The organism is Streptomyces sp. JJ66 (genome assembly GCF_019303495.1).
Classification (GTDB): domain Bacteria; phylum Actinomycetota; class Actinomycetes; order Streptomycetales; family Streptomycetaceae; genus Streptomyces.
In genome coordinates this window covers 36,081-53,447 of record NZ_JAEVFI010000010.1, presented here as the reverse complement: position 1 = coordinate 53,447, position 17,367 = coordinate 36,081, and the positions used below count along the sequence as shown (strand labels likewise).

Here is a 17,367-nt window from a genome sequence, read left to right as displayed (position 1 = left end):
GCCTGCCTGCCGCCTCCCGGGCGGGCCACTCACAGCGGCCCGCCCGGGAGCGCGTGCTCACGTCAGCCCTCGTCCGGGCCACCGTCGTCCTTGTCCGTATCCGGCGTGTCCTCCGCCTGCGCGGCCTCCGTGCCGGACTGGCTGCCGGGCTGCGGCTCAGCGACACCGACCCGGGCGGGGCGGATCGTGCGCTCGCCGATGCGATACCCGGGCTGGAGGATCTGCACGCACGTCGTCTCGCTCACGTCGGGCGAGTACGAGTGCATCAGCGCCTCGTGCACCGTCGGGTCGAAGGGCTCGCCCTCCTTGCCGAACTGGTGCAGGCCCATCTTGGCCACCACCGTCTCCAGCGACTCGGCGACCGACTTGAAGCCGCCGACCAGTTCGCCGTGGTCCCGGGCCCGGCCGATGTCGTCCAGCACGGGCAGCAGGTCGGTGAGCAGGTTGGCGACCGCGATCTCCTTGACGGTGACGCGGTCCCGCTCCACCCGGCGGCGGTAGTTGGCGAACTCCGCCTGCAACCGCTGGAGGTCGGCCGTGCGCTCGTTGAGCGCCGACCGCGCCTGGTCGAGCTGCGCGGTGAGCGCTACTTCCTGGAGCTCCTTGGAGTCCCCGGCCCCGGCCGCCGGGCCCGCCTCCTCGGCGGGACCGGCGCCGGCGGCGGCAGCCTCATCGGAGGGGGTGGAGGCGCCGTCGGCGGGGACTTCGGGCTTGTCGTGGTCGAAGCCCGGCGTCTCCTCCGTCACGCGGCACCACCCCGTCCGTCAGCCTTCTCGTCGTCCACGATCTCGGCGTCCACCACGTCGTCGTCGGCCTGCGCGCCCTGCTGGGCACCAGTGCCGCCCGCCTCGCCGCCGGCGGCGGCCTGCTGGGCCTGGGCGTCGGCGTACAGGGCCTGGCCCAGCTTCTGGCTGGTGGCGGCGACCTTCTCGGAGGCTTCGCGGATCGCCGAGGTGTCCTCGCCCTTCAGCTTCTCCTTGAGGTCGCTGACGGCCTCCTCGACCTCCGACTTGGTGTCGGCCGGGACCTTGTCCTCGTTCTCCTGGAGGAACTTCTCGGTCGTGTAGACGAGCTGCTCGGCCTGGTTGCGGGTCTCGGCGGCCTCGCGGCGCTTGGAGTCCTCCTCCGCGTACTGCTCGGCGTCGCGCATCATCCGCTCGATGTCGTCCTTGGGGAGGGCCGAGCCGCCGGTGACCGTCATGCGCTGCTCCTTGCCGGTACCGAGGTCCTTGGCGGAGACGTGCATGATGCCGTTGGCGTCGATGTCGAAGGTGACCTCGACCTGCGGGACGCCGCGCGGGGCGGGCGGCAGGCCGGTCAGCTCGAACATCCCGAGCTTCTTGTTGTAGGCCGCGATCTCGCGCTCGCCCTGGTAGACCTGGATCTGCACCGACGGCTGGTTGTCCTCGGCCGTGGTGAAGATCTCCGAACGCTTCGTCGGGATCGTGGTGTTGCGCTCGATCAGCTTGGTCATGATGCCGCCCTTGGTCTCGATGCCGAGGGACAGCGGGGTGACGTCCAGCAGCAGGACGTCCTTGACCTCGCCCTTGAGCACGCCGGCCTGGAGCGTGGCGCCGATGGCGACGACCTCGTCCGGGTTGACACCCTTGTTGGCCTCCTTGCCGCCGGTCAGGTCCTTGACGAGCTCGGCGACGGCGGGCATGCGGGTGGAGCCGCCGACGAGGACCACGTGGTCGATCTGGTCGAGGCTGATGCCCGCGTCCTTGATCACGCTGTGGAACGGCGTCTTGCAGCGGTCCAGCAGGTCCTGCGTGAGCTGCTGGAACTGCGCCCGCGTCAGCTTCTCGTCAAGGTGCAGCGGGCCCTCGGCGGAAGCGGTGATGTAGGGCAGGTTGATCGTGGTCTCGGTGGACGAGGACAGCTCGATCTTCGCCTTCTCGGCGGCCTCGCGCAGGCGCTGGAGCGCCATCTTGTCCTTGCTCAGGTCCACGCCGTGACCGGACTGGAACTGCTTGACCAGGTAGTCCACGACGCGCTGGTCCCAGTCGTCACCACCGAGGTGGTTGTCACCGTTGGTGGCCTTCACCTCGACCACGCCGTCGCCGATCTCCAGCAGCGAGACGTCGAACGTGCCGCCACCGAGGTCGAAGACCAGGATCGTCTGGTCTTCCTTCTCCATGCCGTACGCCAGCGCGGCGGCGGTCGGCTCGTTGACGATGCGCAGGACGTTGAGGCCCGCGATCTCACCGGCCTCCTTGGTGGCCTGCCGCTCGTGGTCGTTGAAGTACGCCGGGACGGTGATCACCGCGTCGGTGACCTTCTCACCCAGGTACGCCTCGGCGTCCCGCTTCAGCTTCTGCAGCACGAACGCGCTGATCTGCTGCGGGTTGAAGTCCTTGCCGTCCAGGTTGATCTTCCAGTCGGTGCCCATGTGGCGCTTGACCGACCGGATCGTCCGGTCCACGTTGGTGACGGCCTGGCGCTTGGCGACCTCGCCGACCAGCACCTCGCCGTTCTTCGCGAAAGCGACGACGGACGGCGTGGTCCTGGCGCCCTCCGCGTTGGTGATGACGGTGGGCTCACCGCCTTCGAGCACACTGACGACGGAGTTCGTCGTACCCAGGTCGATGCCGACCGCACGTGCCATTTCGGAATCTCCTCCAGCTAAGTCTTGAGTGGGACTGACTCAAGGGTGCACGACACCTCCGCCCGTGTCAACAGAGGTGAGTCGAGCCGACTCAACTTGCCTGTCGGGTGGCGGCGCACGGTGTTCGAAACCCCAGGTCACAGGGTTCGGCATGCGACGGTGTGCCCCTGCGGGGCGGTGACGTGGGCATGCCTCTGCGCCCGCGAGCGAGCCGGCCCAGCACGACGGGCTGCCCGAGCGGCTTTCACACACCGCGACGAACAGGGCCGCAGAATTCGTTTCCCAGGTGGAAACACCCCGGGGAAAGGTCCGGCAGCACACCGACATCACGGCCGAGCGGCCCCAGCCGCCCACCCCAGGAAGGGGCCAACCCACGCGGAGCCGGACCCGGCGGACGCGGAAGACGCGGAAGACGCGGAGGGCCGTGACCCCCCTTCCCCACCACGGGCGCCGGGTGACGCACCGCCAGCACCACGCCCGCCCCACGCACGCGCGCCCGCACGGAAAGCGCAATAGCGGGGAATTCGGCTCGTCATATTACTGCGGCGAGGGAATGAAAAATGTCGCAATTCTCCCGGTTGGCGATTTAACGATCACGGCGCCCGGACAAGGCAGGCAGTGGACTGAAATGACCCCGAGAATCCCTGCCGGACGGGAGCTGATGCCGGTGTTCGCGGTGAGACCCAGGCACACGCCGTGCCGCCCGCCCGCGCTGTCGGCCTGCGCGGCGGCCGCCGCACTCGCCACGGTGCTCGGCGCCACACCCGCATCCGCCGTGCCCGTCCCCCCGCCCGGCGTGCGCGGCACGGCGGCCCACGGCAGCCCAGCGGCGTCCGCCACCCCGCGCGGCCCCGCCGCCCCCACCCAACCCGGACATGACAGCGTGCAACCGCTCCAGTCGCCGCAACAGGCGGTCGAGGAGGCGGCGCGCGTCTACCGCGAGGCCACCCGCGTCGGCAGGCGGTACGAGCGGGCGAAGGCCGCCACGGACCGGCAGCGCGCGACCGTGGGGCGCCTGACGGAGAAGCTGGAGCGCCAGGAAGCGCGCTACGAGGAGCTGCGGGCCGCCGTGGGAGCGGCCGCCGCGGGCCAGTACCGCACCGGCGGCCTGCTCACGGGCGCCCGGGTGGTGCTGGCCGACTCCCCGGAGGCGTTCTTGAGCAGCAGCGCCCACCTGGCCCGCAACAACCGCGCGGCGCTCCAGCTGGCCGAGACCGCCGACGAGGCCCGCATCGAGCTGACCGGCCAGCAGGCGGCGGCCAAGGAGGCGCTGACGGAGCTGCGCGAGAAGGAGAAGGAGCAGCGCGAACTCAAGCGCCGCATCGACGTGGAGCTGGAGCGGGCCAGGAAGCGCGCCGCCCGCCTGGCCGAACGGGCCGCCCAGCAGCCCGCACCGGCGAAGAGCGGCCGGGGCGGCGGGACCGGGAAGCGCGGCGGGACCGGGAAGAGCGCGAAAACCGGGAAGGGCGGCGGAAGCGGCCAGCGGGCGGGCGGCTGGGTGACCCCGGTCGGCTCGTACCAGCTGACGGCCGGGTACGCGGCGACCGGGGCGCTGTGGTCCCGCGGCCACACGGGGCAGGACTTCGCGGTGCGCACGGGCACCCCGGTGCGCGCGGTGGGTGCCGGAACCGTCGTCAAGGCCGGGTACGCCGGTCCGTACGGCTACCAGGTGGTGATCCGGCACGCCGACGGCTTCCACACCGCCTACGCGCACCTGTCGGTCCTCCAGACGGGCGTCGGGCAGCGGGTGGCCGCGGGCGAACAGATCGCGCTGTCCGGCTCGACGGGGAACTCCAGCGGGCCGCACCTGCACTTCGAGGTGCGCCGGGGCTCGGCGAACGGCCCGCCCGTCAACCCGGTGGCGTGGCTGCGCTCGCGCGGCGTACGGGTGTGAGGGCCGGGGGCCGGTCACCCGGGCGGGGGCGCTCGGGTGACCGGCCCGGCGTGCGCCCCTGGGCGAAACGGTGGGCCGCTGGCACGGCGGACGCCCGGAGGTACGCCCGCGCGACACGGCCGGTAAGGGGCCTGGGACGTGGCCCGGGACGTGGCCGTGCCGTCCCCGGAGACATGGCCGGTGACTTAGCCAACCCTCAGCGACACAGATCACCGCATGCCGCGCTACTGCGGCAGGCGGATAGTGGATAGTCTCGTACGGACTGACTAAGTTACTAACTAGTACGCAGGCTTCGCCGGACCCCCTCACGGCCCGGCGCCGCTACCGCCTTCGCAGGCCCGAGGAGCCGTCATGCAACTCGCCGCGATCATCGTCACGCTGAGCCTCACCGTGGTCGCCGTGCCGCTCTTCGTGCGCGCTATCGCCCAGATCGTCCGCTTCGTCCGCATCGGTCAACCCGTGCCCGCGGGCACCCGTACGGACGACTGGAAGGCGCGTACGGCCACGCTGATCAGGGAATTCCTCGGGCACACCCGGATGAACCGGTGGGCGGTCGTCGGCGTCGCGCACTGGTTCGTGGCGATCGGCTTCCTGACCCTGCCGCCCACCCTGGCCACGGCCTACGGCCAGCTCTTCCAGGCCGACTGGACGCTGCCGCTGCTCGGCGGGTTCCTGCCGTACGAGATGTACGTGGAGTTCATCGGCCTGGCGACGGTGCTCGGCATCGCGACGCTGATCGTGATCCGCCTGCTGAACCTGCCCTCGCGCGCCGGACGCAAGTCGCGCTTCACCGGATCGAAGTCCTGGCAGGCGTACTTCGTGGAGTACGTCATCCTCACCATCGGCCTGGCCATCTACGTGCTGCGCGGCCTGGAGGGCGCGCTCCACGGGGTGGACCACTACGAGGCCGCCTACTTCGCGTCCTACCCGCTGGTGGCCGCCTTCAGCGGGCTGGAGATCGCCACGCTGCAGACGCTGGTGTACTTCTGGGCCATGGTGAAGATCAGCGTCTCGCTGATCTGGATGATCACCGTCAGCCTCAACACCAACATGGGTGTGGCCTGGCACCGCTTCCTGGCGTTCCCCAATATCTGGTTCAAGCGCCGCGCGCGGGGCGGCACCGCACTGGGTGAGCTGCTGCCGATGACCTCGGGCGGCAAGCCGATCGACTTCGAGACGGTCTTCGACGAGGAGGAAGGCGCCGAGGAGACCCAGTTCGGCGTCTCGCAGGTCGAGCACTTCTCCTGGAAGGGCATCCTCGACTTCTCCACCTGCACCGAGTGCGGGCGGTGCCAGTCGCAGTGCCCGGCGTGGAACACCGGCAAACCGCTGTCGCCCAAGCTGCTGATCATGTCGCTGCGCGACCACGCCTACGCCAAGGCCCCCTACCTGCTCGCCGGCGGCGGCAAGAACGCCGAGGGCCAGGAGAAGGCGTCCGCCGAGCAGCTGAAGGACGTCCCGGCCGCCGCGCTGGCCGAGGCCGAGCGCCCGCTGATCGGGACGCTGGCGGACGGACCCGAGGGGCTGGGCGGCGTCATCGACCCGGACGTGCTGTGGTCGTGCACCACCTGCGGCGCCTGCGTCGAGCAGTGCCCGGTGGACATCGAGCACATCGACCACATCGTGGACATGCGCCGCTACCAGGTGATGATCGAGTCCGCGTTCCCGTCCGAGGCCGGGACGATGCTCAAGAACCTGGAGAAGAAGGGCAACCCCTGGGGTCTGGCGAAGAAGCAGCGGCTCGCCTGGACGCAGGAGGTGGACTTCGAGGTGCCGATCGTCGGCAAGACGATCGAGGACCTCACCGAGGTGGAGTACCTGTACTGGGTCGGCTGCGCGGGCGCGCTGGAGGACCGGGCGAAGAAGACCACCAAGGCATTCGCCGAACTGCTGCACATGGCGGGCGTGTCGTTCGCGATCATGGGCGGCGACGAGAAGTGCACCGGCGACTCCGCCCGCCGCCTGGGCAACGAGTTCCTCTTCCAGCAGCTGGGCGAGGAGAACGTCAGCACGCTGAACGCGGCGTTTGGTGAGGACGAAGCCGACGAGTCCACCCGCAAGCCCGCGTCGAAGAAGAAGATCGTCGCGACCTGCCCGCACTGCTTCAACACGATCGCCAACGAGTACCCGCAGCTGGGCGGCCACTACGAGGTCATCCACCACACCCAGCTGCTCCAGCACCTCATCGACGAGGGCAAGCTCGTTCCGGTCACGCCGGTCGAGGGGCTGATCACCTACCACGACCCGTGCTACCTGGGCCGTCACAACACCGTCTACACCCCGCCACGCGAGATCATCGGCAAGGTGCCGGGGCTGCGCAACGAGGAGATGCACCGGCACAAGGAGCGCGGCTTCTGCTGCGGCGCCGGCGGTGCGCGCATGTGGATGGAGGAGCGCATCGGCAAGCGCATCAACAACGAACGCGTGGACGAGGCCCTGTCCCTCAACCCGGACATCGTCTCCACCGCCTGCCCGTTCTGCCTGGTGATGCTCACCGACTCGGTCAACGGCAAGAAGAACGAGGGCGCCGCCAAGGAATCCGTGCAGGTCGTTGACGTCGCCCAGCTGCTGCTGGAGTCGGTGAAGACCCCGGCCGGGCCCGACGACGGCGGCGCCGAGGAAGGCGTCACCTCCCCCGAGCCCGACCCGGCTCCGGCCCCGACCCCGGCCAGCTGACGCCGCGCCACGAGGGCCACGGCCGCCCCGGGACCGCCGTCCACGCCGGACGGGCTGATGATTCCGTCAGCCCGTCCGGCGTTACCCGGGCGTCCGACCCGTAGGGCACGTCACCTACGGGTTGTACCGAACCGGCCACAAGCGGGCCGCAGCCCCGCTCCAGCGCCGCGCCGCTCCAAAGAACGCGGTACGTTCGCCTACGTGGCTGGATTCAGGATCGGACGCGGCCGGCACCCGCAGAACGCACAGCAGGGGCAGCACCCGCCCGCCCCACCGGGCTCCCCGCAGGGACACCCGCCGTACGGACAGCACCCGCCGTACGGCCAGCCCGCGCAGCCCCAGCAGGCGCCGTACGGGCAACAGCAGGTGACGTGGGGACAGGGCGGCGGCCCGGACGCGCACGGCGAACCGGAGTACCTGGGCGCCCCGCCGCAAGACCCGTATGCCAACCAGCCGGGGCACACCCGCCAGTTCACCCTCGGCGGCCCCGACGGCGTCCACCAGGGCGTGGACTACGGCGACGGTTCGACGTATGCCGCCGGGCGGCAGGGCGCGCCGCCCAGCGGGCCACGGCTGCCGTGGAAGCAGCTGCTGAGCGGCATCGTGCTGCGGCCGAACGCCACGTTCTGGCAGATGCGCGACCACACCGTGTGGGGCCCGGCGGTCCTCGTCACCTTCCTGTACGGCCTGCTGGCCGTGTTCGGCCTGGACAAGCCGCGCGAGGAGGTGCTGAACTCCACGCTGTCCACCGCCGTGCCGTTCGTGCTGATGACGGGCGTCGCGGTGGTGCTGTCCGGGCTGATCCTCGGTTCGGTGACGCACGCGCTGGCCCGCCAGTTCGGCGGCGTGGGCGCGTGGGCGCCCACGGTCGGCCTGGCGATGCTGATCTCCTCCGTCACCGACGCGCCCCGGCTGCTGTTCGCCTTCTTCCTCGGCGGTGACGCCCCCTTCGTGCAGGTGCTCGGCTGGATCACCTGGGTGGCGGCGGGTGCCCTGTTCGCCTCGATGGTCAGCCGCTCGCACGACCTGCCGTGGCCGCGCGCGCTGGGCGCCAGCTCCATCCAGCTCGTGGCTCTGCTGTTCCTGATCAAGCTCGGCACGCTGTAGGCCGACAGCCGGGCAGAGCGGCAGACGGGCAGAGCGACAGCAGAGCGACAACCGGGCACAGCGGCAGACGGGCAGACGGGAAAGTCGGACCGGCCGCGTGGTGCCGGGGCGGCCGGTCCAGGTGCCCGCCCGTTCGGGTGCCGCGGGTCAGCTGAAGCGCTGGGCCGCGGAGCCGTCGCAGGGCTGGAGCCGGGCGCGCCCGGTCGCCGAGCCGAGGGTGACGCACAACTGCCGTGCGGCGGCGGGACGCAGGGTGCCCTCCGCGCGGACGAAGCGCTGGTTCTCCCCGGTGTGACAGTTCCACAGCGCGAGGCCGGTGCCCGGCTCGTACCGCCCGCCGGGCACGTCCCAGCAGCGGTCGTGCGTCAGCTCGGTGTAGACGTGGCCGCTGTCCGCGTCGTGCCACCAGTCCTGGTTGCGCCCGCCGTGGCAGTCCCAGCCGCGCACCGCCGTGCCGTTGGCGCTCGCGTTGCCGTCGGCGTCCAGGCAGGTGCCGGTGGCGGCGCCACGCAGCGGGACGAACGCGTCGTCCCACGCGCCGGGGTGAAGGCGAGGCTCGCCTGCGCCGTCGAAGTCGGCGCAGGACGCCTGGCGCAGACCGGACGCGGCCAGCTGGGTCAGGCAGGACGCGAAGGCTCCGTGGCCACGGTAGTTGGGGTGGAAGGACTGCCGCACGGAATTGGCGTCGGGCGGGAACGGGTTGGTGACGTCAACGTAGAGGCCGCGCGCGAACGGCGACTCCATGCACACCTCGTGGCCGTGGAAGAGGCGGGACGCGTCGAGATAGGTGGCGCCGGACTGGAGCGCCGCGCTGCGGATGCCCTCCTGGAAGCGCGGCACGGCCGAGTCGCGGCCCCAGCGGGAGTCGGAGGTGTAGCCGGTGCAGCCGCCGGGGAGCTTGCCGGGGTAGCGGGGGTTGTCGTAGATGTCGGGGCCGATGGGGCTCGGGTAGCTCATCACCACGAGGTCGTAGTCGGCGTCGGCGTAGCCCGCGTCGCGCATGACGGTGCGCAGGTCGCCGACGGTCGCGCTCACCTTGGGCACCAGGCCGTCAATGCGGTCCTGCCATCCCGGGTCGTACTTCGGCGCGCACGGTCCCTGGAAGGTGAACCAGCGCACGACGCAGTCGGTCATCACCGGCCCGAACTGGAGGTCGTCGTTGGCGCCGACGACCAGCAACACCATCTCCAGCCGGGTGTTGCGCGCCTTGATCGCCAGGCTGTCGCTCTGCACCAGCTCGTCCGCGTACTGCGGGGTGCCGCCGATGCGGACATTGCGGGTGGACGCCCCGGAGCAGGCGACGTTGTAGGTGACGTCCGCGTCGATACCCGTGCGATGGATGGCCGCGTCCGGCGAACGGTGGCACCAGTTGTCGGGGCCGTCGGTGCCGGGTTCGTACGTGCCGACTCCCTCACCGCTGATCTCGCTGTCGCCGAGTGAGATCAGCGAGGTGCGGCGTTCGTCCATGGGCCGGATCGCCGGATCGCCGTACAGCTCGACGGCTTCGGCCGCCCGTATCTCCTCCAACCCGGCTGGAAGCGGCGCTGGTTGCGCTTGCTGGGGTGTTGCCTGACGGGGTGCGGCCGCCGCGGTGGCGGGGGCGCCGGTCACCAACAGCGCGAGCGTGGCTGCCGCCACCGCCCACACCCGTCCTGCTCTGCCACGTGCCATGGGGTTCTCCGCTCACGCAGACGTCACGGTTACCGGAGGTTGTACTTGCAGGTAACCGCGCTGGGAACCCTTGCGGCAGGCTCAGTTGATGCCACGTAAGGTTCACCCCTGCGCCGTCCGTGCCCATTCCGGCTGGCGCGGCATGCGGGACGCGCCGCGGAGCTGAAGCGCGCTTCCGCCGTGGCGCCCGACGCCGTTACGATGGCCCCGAGCCGGCCAGCACCGCGCCCGCCGCCCGGTTGCCCAGGGGCGTGGGGGGACCCGCACGGCGCGATCTGGCACAACCTCCAGACAGGCCAGGCGGTCAGCCGCTCACCGACCGGCTATGCCCACGGAATATGTTCGGAAGAACTCGTCTGGCACAGCCAGTAGTGCGTGGCCTTCATACCTCTCTGATGATCACGCGGCTGCCGCAGAGCTTCGACCAGTCGTCGCGGTCGGAGGTCAAGACGATCACGGGGGCTGGGGCTCGTAGCGCGAGTGCGGCAACGAGGGCGTCGATCGCGTACTTGTGCCCGTGCAGCCCGCCAGCGTCCCGAAGCAGCGCCACTGCGGTCAGCGAGTCCTCGTGACTGACCGGTTCCACCCGCAGTCGGGAGAGCATCCATTTCAAGCGCGCCAGGTCGGTCTTCTCGTAAACGGCTTCCACGATGGTCAGCGCAGACACCAGGACGGGCACCCCGGCCTGCCGGGATGCCTCGATGCGAGCCGCCATGCCGCGCCCGTTGCGCAGGAGTAGCGAGAGCGCCTCGGAGTCCAGCACCAGCGAGCGGGCCGACTGCTCCTTCACGCAGCGCCCCGCTCGACATTTCCGGCGTTCTCGTCTCCGAACAGTTCGCGACGAGCGGCTTCGACCTCCTGCTCCGTGAGCGCGCCGTGCTCCTCCTCGTGGGCTGCGACGATCTCGGCGAGCCCGTCCATTGCGAGCTGGTGCCGGACGGCCTCGGTGATGTAGCTGGACAGACCACGGCGACCGGTTCGGGAGCGGAGCTCGCTGACCAGATCGGTGGGCATGGACACAGAGATGTTCTCGGTGGTCCCGGCACGAGGCGTCTTCATGACCTCAGTGTAAGACATTGCCTATTACAGAGAGGGGGTTATCGGGATCATCCCCACGACGCGAAGATCATTCGCAGAGAAGCATGACGGGCACGGCCTGTCTGGTTTGCCGGTGCGGACACCGGGCCGCACGCGTCGTGGGACGCACCTGGCCTACGCACCCGTCCACCACCTGACCAGCAAAGAGCCCCGTCACTCCCTACGGAGTGGCGGGGCTCCAGGTGATTGCCGGGCGGTCAGCCGTGCGACTTGGCGAACGCCACCAGCCCCGCGAATCCTTCGGCTGTCAGGCTCAGGTTCGGGCCGTGCGGGTCCTTGCTGTCCCGGACCAGAAACTCACCCGTGGCCACCGCGTGCCCGGGAGCCCACTCGATGCACTGGCCCCCCTGAGCGTCGCTGTACGTGCTACTGACCCAGCGCATGTCACGCGGGTCCGGCGTGCTGCTCATTCGCGTGTTCCTCCATGATTGAGTGGATGAGGCGCAGTGACCGGGCCTCAGACTCGGCCGAAGCCCGTAAGCGATACCTCTTCGGAGAGCGCCGCCAGTGCATCCCGAAGCGCTCTCACCTCTCCCCCGAAGTACGCGGCAGCGTTCGCAGGTACCTTTTGCTGCTCAGCCCTTTCGCTCATGCGTTCAACTCCTCCCGTTTCCATGGTCGTTGGAAAGCCCAGAGCTCTTTTCAGAGTACGCGTTTCAGCGACTGTGTAAGCAGGTAGCCACGCAGAGCACACAGACGAAGGAACGACGACGGCAAGCACACCGGGCGGGACCCAGGCAAGGTGTCTACGTCTTCCGCGTCCATGCCGAGTGTTGTCTTCCGGATGCTGAGTGATCTGGAAGCCGAGTCCGCCTACGCGTGGTGGGCCGCCCAGGGCAAGCCAGAGCCGCAGCGGTTCGGCCTCACCGTGACAGCGGAAGGGCAGACCGCCTGGCTGGACGACCCGGCCGCCTCCTGGCCGGTCTGAGCACCCCGGAACCGCTCCGCCCGTGCGTTGTCCCCAGGGCGCGTGGGCGGGGGTGATCTCCGCCCGCCCGTTACACCCGTGTGGCCGGGACGTTATGGGGTTCGGGGGCATGTGGGGGGCCAGCCGGGGCACGCGTAGGACAAGCGCCCGCGTGGGGATACGCCGACGTCACCGGGCGGCCAACGGGAAGGGGTAGCGTCCGCATATGCACGCGATCACGATTCCTGAGTTCGGTGGGCCGGAGGCGCTGACGTGGGCGGAGGTGCCCGACCCGGAACCGGGCGAGGGCGAGGTGCTGATCGACGTCGCGGCGAGCGCCGTCAACCGCGCGGATCTGTTGCAGCGTCAGGGCCACTACCCGCCGCCTGAGGGAGCGTCACCCTATCCGGGGCTGGAGTGCTCCGGGCGGATCGCGGACGTGGGGCCGGGGGTCAGCGGGTGGGCCGTGGGCGATGAGGTGTGCGCGCTGCTGAGCGGCGGCGGGTACGCCGAGCGCGTCGTCGTTCCGGCCGGTCAGGTGCTGCCGCTGCCCGACGGGGTGGACGTGGTGACGGCGGCCGGGCTGCCCGAGGTGACGGCCACGGTATGGTCCAACGTGTTCATGGTGTGCAACCTGCGGCCCGGCGAGACGCTGCTCGTGCACGGTGGCGCCAGCGGCATCGGCACCATGGCGGTCCAGCTCGCCAAGGCGGTGGGCGCGAAGGTCGCGGTGACGGCGGGCAGCGCGGACAAACTGGAGCGCTGCCGGGAATTGGGCGCTGATATTCTCATCAACTACCGGGAGCAGGACTTCGTCGCCGAGCTGAAGTCCGCGACGGACGGCGCCGGTGCCGACGTGATCCTGGACATCGTGGGCGCCAAGTATCTGGAACGGAACGTCAAGGCGCTCGCGGTGAACGGGCGCATCGTCGTCATCGGCCTGCAGGGCGGTGTCAAGGGTGAACTCCACCTCGGCGCGCTGCTCGCCAAGCGCGGTGCCATCGCGGCGACGTCGCTGCGCGGGCGCCCGGTGGCGGAGAAGTCGGCGATCGTGGCGGCCGTACGCGAGCACGTGTGGCCGCTGATCGGCAGCGGGCGCGTGCGTCCCGTGATCGACAGGACGCTGCCGCTGCGGGACGCCGCCGAGGCGCACCGGGTGCTGGAGGAGAGCGGACACGTCGGGAAGGTCGTGCTGAAACGATGACCTTCCACGCGCGGACGCCTTCGGCCGCGACGACGCCTTCGGTACGCGACGTCGCCGTGCGCGGCGAGCTTGCCCGCGCTGCGACGGCTGCGCGTGCGTTGCGACGGCTGCGTGCGCCGCGACGGCGATGGTCACGCCGCGTGCGAGCTTGGGCACGAGATGCCGGGCAGGGCCACTCGTGTGACCCTGGTCACTGATCGAAGGAGAACGTCACAGCACGGTGAAGAACGGTTCGGACGCGCGGCGAGGGGCGAGAGGAGGGTGACGCGGTGAAGGCACGTGGTGCGGGCGTCGTGGGCCTGCTCGTCAGCGCCGTCGTCTTGGTGCCGTCGGCTCCGGCCGTGGCCGCGGGGTCCTCGGCCCACCCAGGTGCGAGCCCCGGCGGGCACTTTGGCGGGCTTGCCGAGGCGCGCCCCGAGACCGAGCCCCGGGTGAGCCCCGGCCCCTCCCTTGGCGAGCCGGACCGGCCGCCGGGCTGGTACCCCATCGAGGACTTCCCGTTCTGGCCCACACCGGGTCCCGACGGCCCGCCGCCGCCTCGCGGAAAGTGGCCAGTACCGACGCCGTCGGTCCCCTCGCCGTCCGCGGAACCGGCTTCGCCGTCCCCGGTCGGCACCCCTTCGCCGAGCGCCTCCCCCTCCCCGTCCCCGACGCCCACCGGGCAGGAGCAGGCCGCCGCGCAGGAACCCCTCGCGCCCCGGGACGCACCGGAGCGGCAGGGGGACGCGCACCGCTGGGTGCCGCTGCCGGGCGGACCGCCAGAGACCTTCGGCTCCTACGACCTCTACGCCGAGTACGCCGATCAGACCGAGCCCCGGGCCGAGCAGCCGGTGGCGGCCGACGCCCCGACCGGGCCCGTCCTGCCCGTGCTCTCCCTCGGCGCCGGTCTCACCTCGCTCGGACTGGGCCTGGCGTTCATCGCCCTCCGCCTGCGCCGGGGCTGACGCCCCCGCACAGGGTTTCCTGGGGCTTCACGGGTCAGGGATACCGGCGGTTACGCAGGGCAGGCGGTCACAGGTAGGGGCCGCTGCGGCCCGCCTGGCCCGGGCCGGGGTCCTCCGGCAGGGAGCCGGGCGGCAGGGCGCGGCGCATCTGCTCCAACTGCGCCCGCGCCGCCATCTGCTGCGCGAACAGCGCCGTCTGGATGCCGTGGAACAGCCCCTCCAGCCAGCCGACGAGCTGGGCCTGCGCGATGCGCAGCTCCGCCTCGCTCGGTACGGCGTCGTCGGTGAAGGGCAGCGAGATCCGCTCCAGCTCCTCGATCAGCTCGGGGGCCAGACCGTCCTCCAGCTCCTTGACGGAGCTGTGGTGGATCTCCTTCAGCCGGGCGCGGCTCGCCTCGTCCAGCGGGGCCGCCTTCACCTCTTCGAGCAACTGCTTGATCATGCTGCCGATGCGCATGACCTTCGCGGGCTGCTCGACCATCTCCGTCAACGGCGTCTCCTGCGACTCCTCGCCGCCGTCGCCGCCGGGCTTGCCCAGGGCCATTCCGTCCGGGCCGACCACCAGGACGTGCGAACTCTCCTGCGGCTGTTCGTTCATCGGCTGACTCATGCCCCCATTCTGCATGGCGTGGCGGGCTTCCCGGCGGGTGTGCCCCCTGCCCGCTCCTCACCGGGGCAAGGGCTCCGTCCCAGCGACCGCGAGCGGCTTCCCCGCTGTCGGCAAACGCCGTGCGGGCCGGACTTCCAGCCCGCACGGCGCCTGCGGAGCCAAGCCGGTTACGCCCAGGTGATCAGGCGCCCCGGGCGTTCCAGGATCGCGGCCACGTCGGCCAGGACGCGGGAGCCGAGTTCGCCGTCCACCAGGCGGTGGTCGAAGGAGAGGGCCAGCGTGGTGACGTGGCGCGGCTTGACCTTGCCCTTGTGCACCCACGGCTGTTCCCTGACCGCGCCGAAGGCGAGGATCGCGGGCTCACCCGGGTTCAGGATGGGCGTGCCGGTGTCCACGCCGAAGACGCCGACGTTGGTGATGGTCACCGTGCCGCCGGTCATGTCACCGGGCGGGGTCTTGCCCTCGCGGGCGGTGGACACCAGGTCGCCCAGGGCGCGGGACAGCTCCGGCAGGGTCTTGGCGTGCGCGTCCTTGATGTTCGGCACGATCAGACCGCGCGGGGTGGCCGCCGCGATACCCAGGTTGACGTAGTCCTTGTAGACGATCTCCTGGTTCTCCTCGTCCCAGGAGGCGCTGATGTCCGGGTTGCGCCGGATCGCCACCAGCAGCGCCCTGGCGACCAGCAGCAGCGGGTTGACCCGCAGCCCGGCCATGTCCTTGTCCTGCTTCAGCTTCTCGACCAGCCGCATCGTGCGGGTGACGTCCACGGTGACGAACTCCGTCACGTGCGGCGCGGTGAAGGCGCTGGAGACCATGGCCGAGGCCGTGGCCTTGCGCACGCCCTTGACCGGCACCCGGCGCTCGCGGATCGCGGCCATGGACTGCGGCTCGACGCCGGCGGGCGCACCCGGGGCCTGAGCCGAGGGAGCCGCAGGGGCGGCGGGCGCGGGCGCCGGAGCGGCTGGCGCGGCGGCGGCGTGCACGTCCTCGCGAGTGATGATCCCCTCCGGCCCGCTGGGCGTGACCAGTGCGAGGTCCACGCCCAGGTCCTTGGCCAGCTTGCGCACCGGCGGCTTGGCCAGTGGCCGGGTGGCGGCGGGCGCCGTGGGCGCGTCCGGAGCGGGCGCGCCCGGCACGGTGCCGTTGAGTTCCGCCTGCAGGGCCTGTTTCGCGCCCTCCTGGGGTGAGGCGGCGGCCTGCTTGCGGGGGCGGCGCTTGGTGGAAGCGGTGGACACGCCATACCCGACCAGCACCGGCTGCCGCTTGGCCTCCTTGGGAGCCTCGGGCTCGGGCTCGGGCTGCGGGACGGCGGGCTCCGCCTCAGCGGCGGGCTCAGCGGCCAAAGCGGCGGCCGGGGCGGCCGGTCCAGCGGCCGGGTCGGTGTCCACGGTGATGATCGGCGCACCGACATCCACCGTCGTGCCCTCGTCGAAGTGCAGCTCGCTGACCGTCCCGGTGAACGGGATCGGCAGCTCGACGGCGGCCTTGGCCGTCTCCACCTCGCACACGACCTGGCCGTCGGTGACCTCGTCACCGGGCTTGACATGCCAGGACAGGATTTCCGCCTCGGTCAGGCCCTCGCCGACGTCGGGCATCTTGAACTCGCGGAAGCGCTGCGCGTTCGCGGTCATCGTCACGACTCTCCTCAGCCCTCTCAGTACGCCAGGGCACGATCGACGGCGTCGAGTACCCGGTCAAGGCCCGGGAGGTACTCCTCCTCCAGCCGGGCCGGCGGGTACGGCGCGTGGAAGCCGCCGACGCGCAGCACCGGGGCCTCCAGGTGGTAGAAGCACCGCTCGGTGATACGGGCGGCGACCTCCGCGCCGGCGCCGAGGAAGACGGGCGCCTCGTGCACGATCACCAGACGGCCGGTCTTCTCCACCGAGCGCTGCACGGTGTCGAAGTCGAGCGGGGAGATCGAGCGCAGGTCCACGACCTCCAGCGAGCGGCCCTCCTCCCCGGCGGCCTGCGCGGACTCCAGGCAGGTCTTGACCATCGGCCCGTACGCGGCCAGCGTCAGGTCGGTGCCCTCGCGCACGACCTGCGCCTGGTGCAGCGGGGCGGGGATCGCGGCGGCGTCCACAGGCGCCTTGTCCCAGTAGCGCCGCTTGGGCTCGAAGAAGATCACCGGGTCGTCGGACTCGATGGCCTGGCGCATCATCCAGTAGGCGTCGTTCGCGTTCGACGGCGAGACGCACTTCAGGCCCGCGACGTGCGCGAACAGCGCCTCGGGCGACTCGCTGTGGTGCTCGACGGCGCCGATGCCGCCACCGTAGGGAATGCGGATGACGACGGGCAGCTTCACCTTGCCCAGCGCGCGGGCGTGCATCTTGGCGAGCTGGGTGACGATCTGGTCGTAGGCGGGGAAGACGAAGCCGTCGAACTGGATCTCCGCCACCGGCCGGTAACCGCGCAGCGCGAGGCCGATGGCGGTGCCGATGATGCCGGACTCCGCGAGCGGGGTGTCGATCACCCGGTCCTCGCCGAAGTCCTTCTGGAGGCCGTCGGTGACGCGGAAGACGCCGCCGAGCTTGCCGACGTCCTCGCCCATGATGAGGACCTTCGGGTCGGCGTCCAGCGCCGCGCGCAGGGAGTCGTTGATCGCCTTCGCGATCGGCAGCTGGCCGGAACTCTTCGCAGCAGCCATG

General features: G+C 71.0%; 15 protein-coding genes. 6 read left to right on the top strand and 9 right to left on the bottom strand.

What is annotated here, in order from left to right; all coding sequences use genetic code 11:
* Nucleotides 1-62: 62 nt before the first annotated feature.
* Entirely contained in the window at nucleotides 63-746 is a 684-nt protein-coding gene (grpE, locus tag JJV70_RS09355) for a nucleotide exchange factor GrpE (RefSeq protein WP_219047323.1), read from the bottom strand.
* Nucleotides 743-2,608, bottom strand: coding sequence for a molecular chaperone DnaK (gene dnaK / locus JJV70_RS09350; RefSeq protein ID WP_219047322.1), 1,866 nt, complete (start codon nucleotides 2,606-2,608; stop codon nucleotides 743-745). The genes grpE and dnaK overlap by 4 nt, the downstream gene beginning before the upstream one ends.
* 628 nt (nucleotides 2,609-3,236) lie before the next feature.
* On the opposite strand from dnaK, the gene JJV70_RS09345 reads away from it, so the two are divergent.
* The 3 genes from JJV70_RS09345 (at nucleotide 3,237) to JJV70_RS09335 (ending at nucleotide 8,285) form a co-directional block, all read left to right on the top strand.
* Nucleotides 3,237-4,502, top strand: a complete 1,266-nt coding sequence (locus JJV70_RS09345; RefSeq protein ID WP_219047321.1) for a M23 family metallopeptidase — start codon at nucleotides 3,237-3,239, stop codon at nucleotides 4,500-4,502.
* A 351-nt stretch (nucleotides 4,503-4,853) separates the two neighbouring features.
* Nucleotides 4,854-7,178 carry a (Fe-S)-binding protein gene (locus tag JJV70_RS09340; RefSeq protein WP_219047320.1) on the top strand — a complete coding sequence of 775 codons (2,325 nt, stop codon included), beginning with the start codon at nucleotides 4,854-4,856 and terminating at the stop codon, nucleotides 7,176-7,178.
* Nucleotides 7,179-7,379: 201 nt separating this feature from the next.
* A complete protein-coding gene (locus JJV70_RS09335; RefSeq protein ID WP_308294758.1) occupies nucleotides 7,380-8,285 on the top strand; it encodes a YIP1 family protein in 906 nt (301 codons plus the stop codon).
* A 147-nt stretch (nucleotides 8,286-8,432) separates the two neighbouring features.
* On the opposite strand, the gene JJV70_RS09330 is transcribed toward JJV70_RS09335, so the two are convergent.
* From JJV70_RS09330 to JJV70_RS09315, 4 genes are all read right to left on the bottom strand, one after another.
* Nucleotides 8,433-9,956, bottom strand: a complete 1,524-nt coding sequence (locus tag JJV70_RS09330; protein WP_219047318.1) for a ricin-type beta-trefoil lectin domain protein — start codon at nucleotides 9,954-9,956, stop codon at nucleotides 8,433-8,435.
* Between the two features lie 382 nt (nucleotides 9,957-10,338).
* A complete protein-coding gene (locus tag JJV70_RS09325) occupies nucleotides 10,339-10,746 on the bottom strand; it encodes a PIN domain-containing protein (protein ID WP_219047317.1) in 408 nt (135 codons plus the stop codon).
* The gene (locus JJV70_RS09320; RefSeq protein ID WP_219047316.1) at nucleotides 10,743-11,015 is read right to left on the bottom strand and encodes a hypothetical protein; all 273 of its coding nucleotides are present in this window, start codon (nucleotides 11,013-11,015) and stop codon (nucleotides 10,743-10,745) included. The genes JJV70_RS09325 and JJV70_RS09320 overlap by 4 nt, the downstream gene beginning before the upstream one ends.
* Before the next feature lie 236 nt (nucleotides 11,016-11,251).
* The gene (locus JJV70_RS09315) at nucleotides 11,252-11,464 is read right to left on the bottom strand and encodes a DUF397 domain-containing protein (RefSeq protein ID WP_219047315.1); all 213 of its coding nucleotides are present in this window, start codon (nucleotides 11,462-11,464) and stop codon (nucleotides 11,252-11,254) included.
* Nucleotides 11,465-11,796: 332 nt separating this feature from the next.
* Between JJV70_RS09315 and JJV70_RS09310 the strand changes: the two genes are divergently transcribed.
* From JJV70_RS09310 to JJV70_RS09300, 3 genes are all read left to right on the top strand, one after another.
* A complete protein-coding gene (locus tag JJV70_RS09310) occupies nucleotides 11,797-11,982 on the top strand; it encodes a hypothetical protein (RefSeq protein ID WP_219047314.1) in 186 nt (61 codons plus the stop codon).
* 205 nt (nucleotides 11,983-12,187) lie between these two features.
* On the top strand, nucleotides 12,188-13,165 hold the full coding sequence (locus tag JJV70_RS09305) for an NAD(P)H-quinone oxidoreductase (RefSeq protein WP_219047313.1): 978 nt from the start codon (nucleotides 12,188-12,190) through the stop codon (nucleotides 13,163-13,165).
* A gap of 269 nt (nucleotides 13,166-13,434) precedes the next feature.
* A complete protein-coding gene (locus JJV70_RS09300; RefSeq protein WP_219047312.1) occupies nucleotides 13,435-14,109 on the top strand; it encodes a hypothetical protein in 675 nt (224 codons plus the stop codon).
* A gap of 67 nt (nucleotides 14,110-14,176) precedes the next feature.
* On the opposite strand, the gene JJV70_RS09295 is transcribed toward JJV70_RS09300, so the two are convergent.
* The 3 genes from JJV70_RS09295 to JJV70_RS09285 form a co-directional block, all read right to left on the bottom strand.
* Nucleotides 14,177-14,719, bottom strand: a complete 543-nt coding sequence (locus JJV70_RS09295) for a bacterial proteasome activator family protein (RefSeq protein WP_306823432.1) — start codon at nucleotides 14,717-14,719, stop codon at nucleotides 14,177-14,179.
* 167 nt (nucleotides 14,720-14,886) lie between these two features.
* Nucleotides 14,887-16,350 (bottom strand): dihydrolipoamide acetyltransferase family protein, encoded by a 1,464-nt coding sequence (locus JJV70_RS09290; RefSeq protein WP_219047311.1) that lies wholly within the window; start codon nucleotides 16,348-16,350, stop codon nucleotides 14,887-14,889.
* 23 nt (nucleotides 16,351-16,373) lie between these two features.
* Nucleotides 16,374-17,366 (bottom strand): alpha-ketoacid dehydrogenase subunit beta, encoded by a 993-nt coding sequence (locus JJV70_RS09285; RefSeq protein WP_219047310.1) that lies wholly within the window; start codon nucleotides 17,364-17,366, stop codon nucleotides 16,374-16,376.
* Between the last annotated feature and the right edge of the window lies 1 nt (nucleotide 17,367).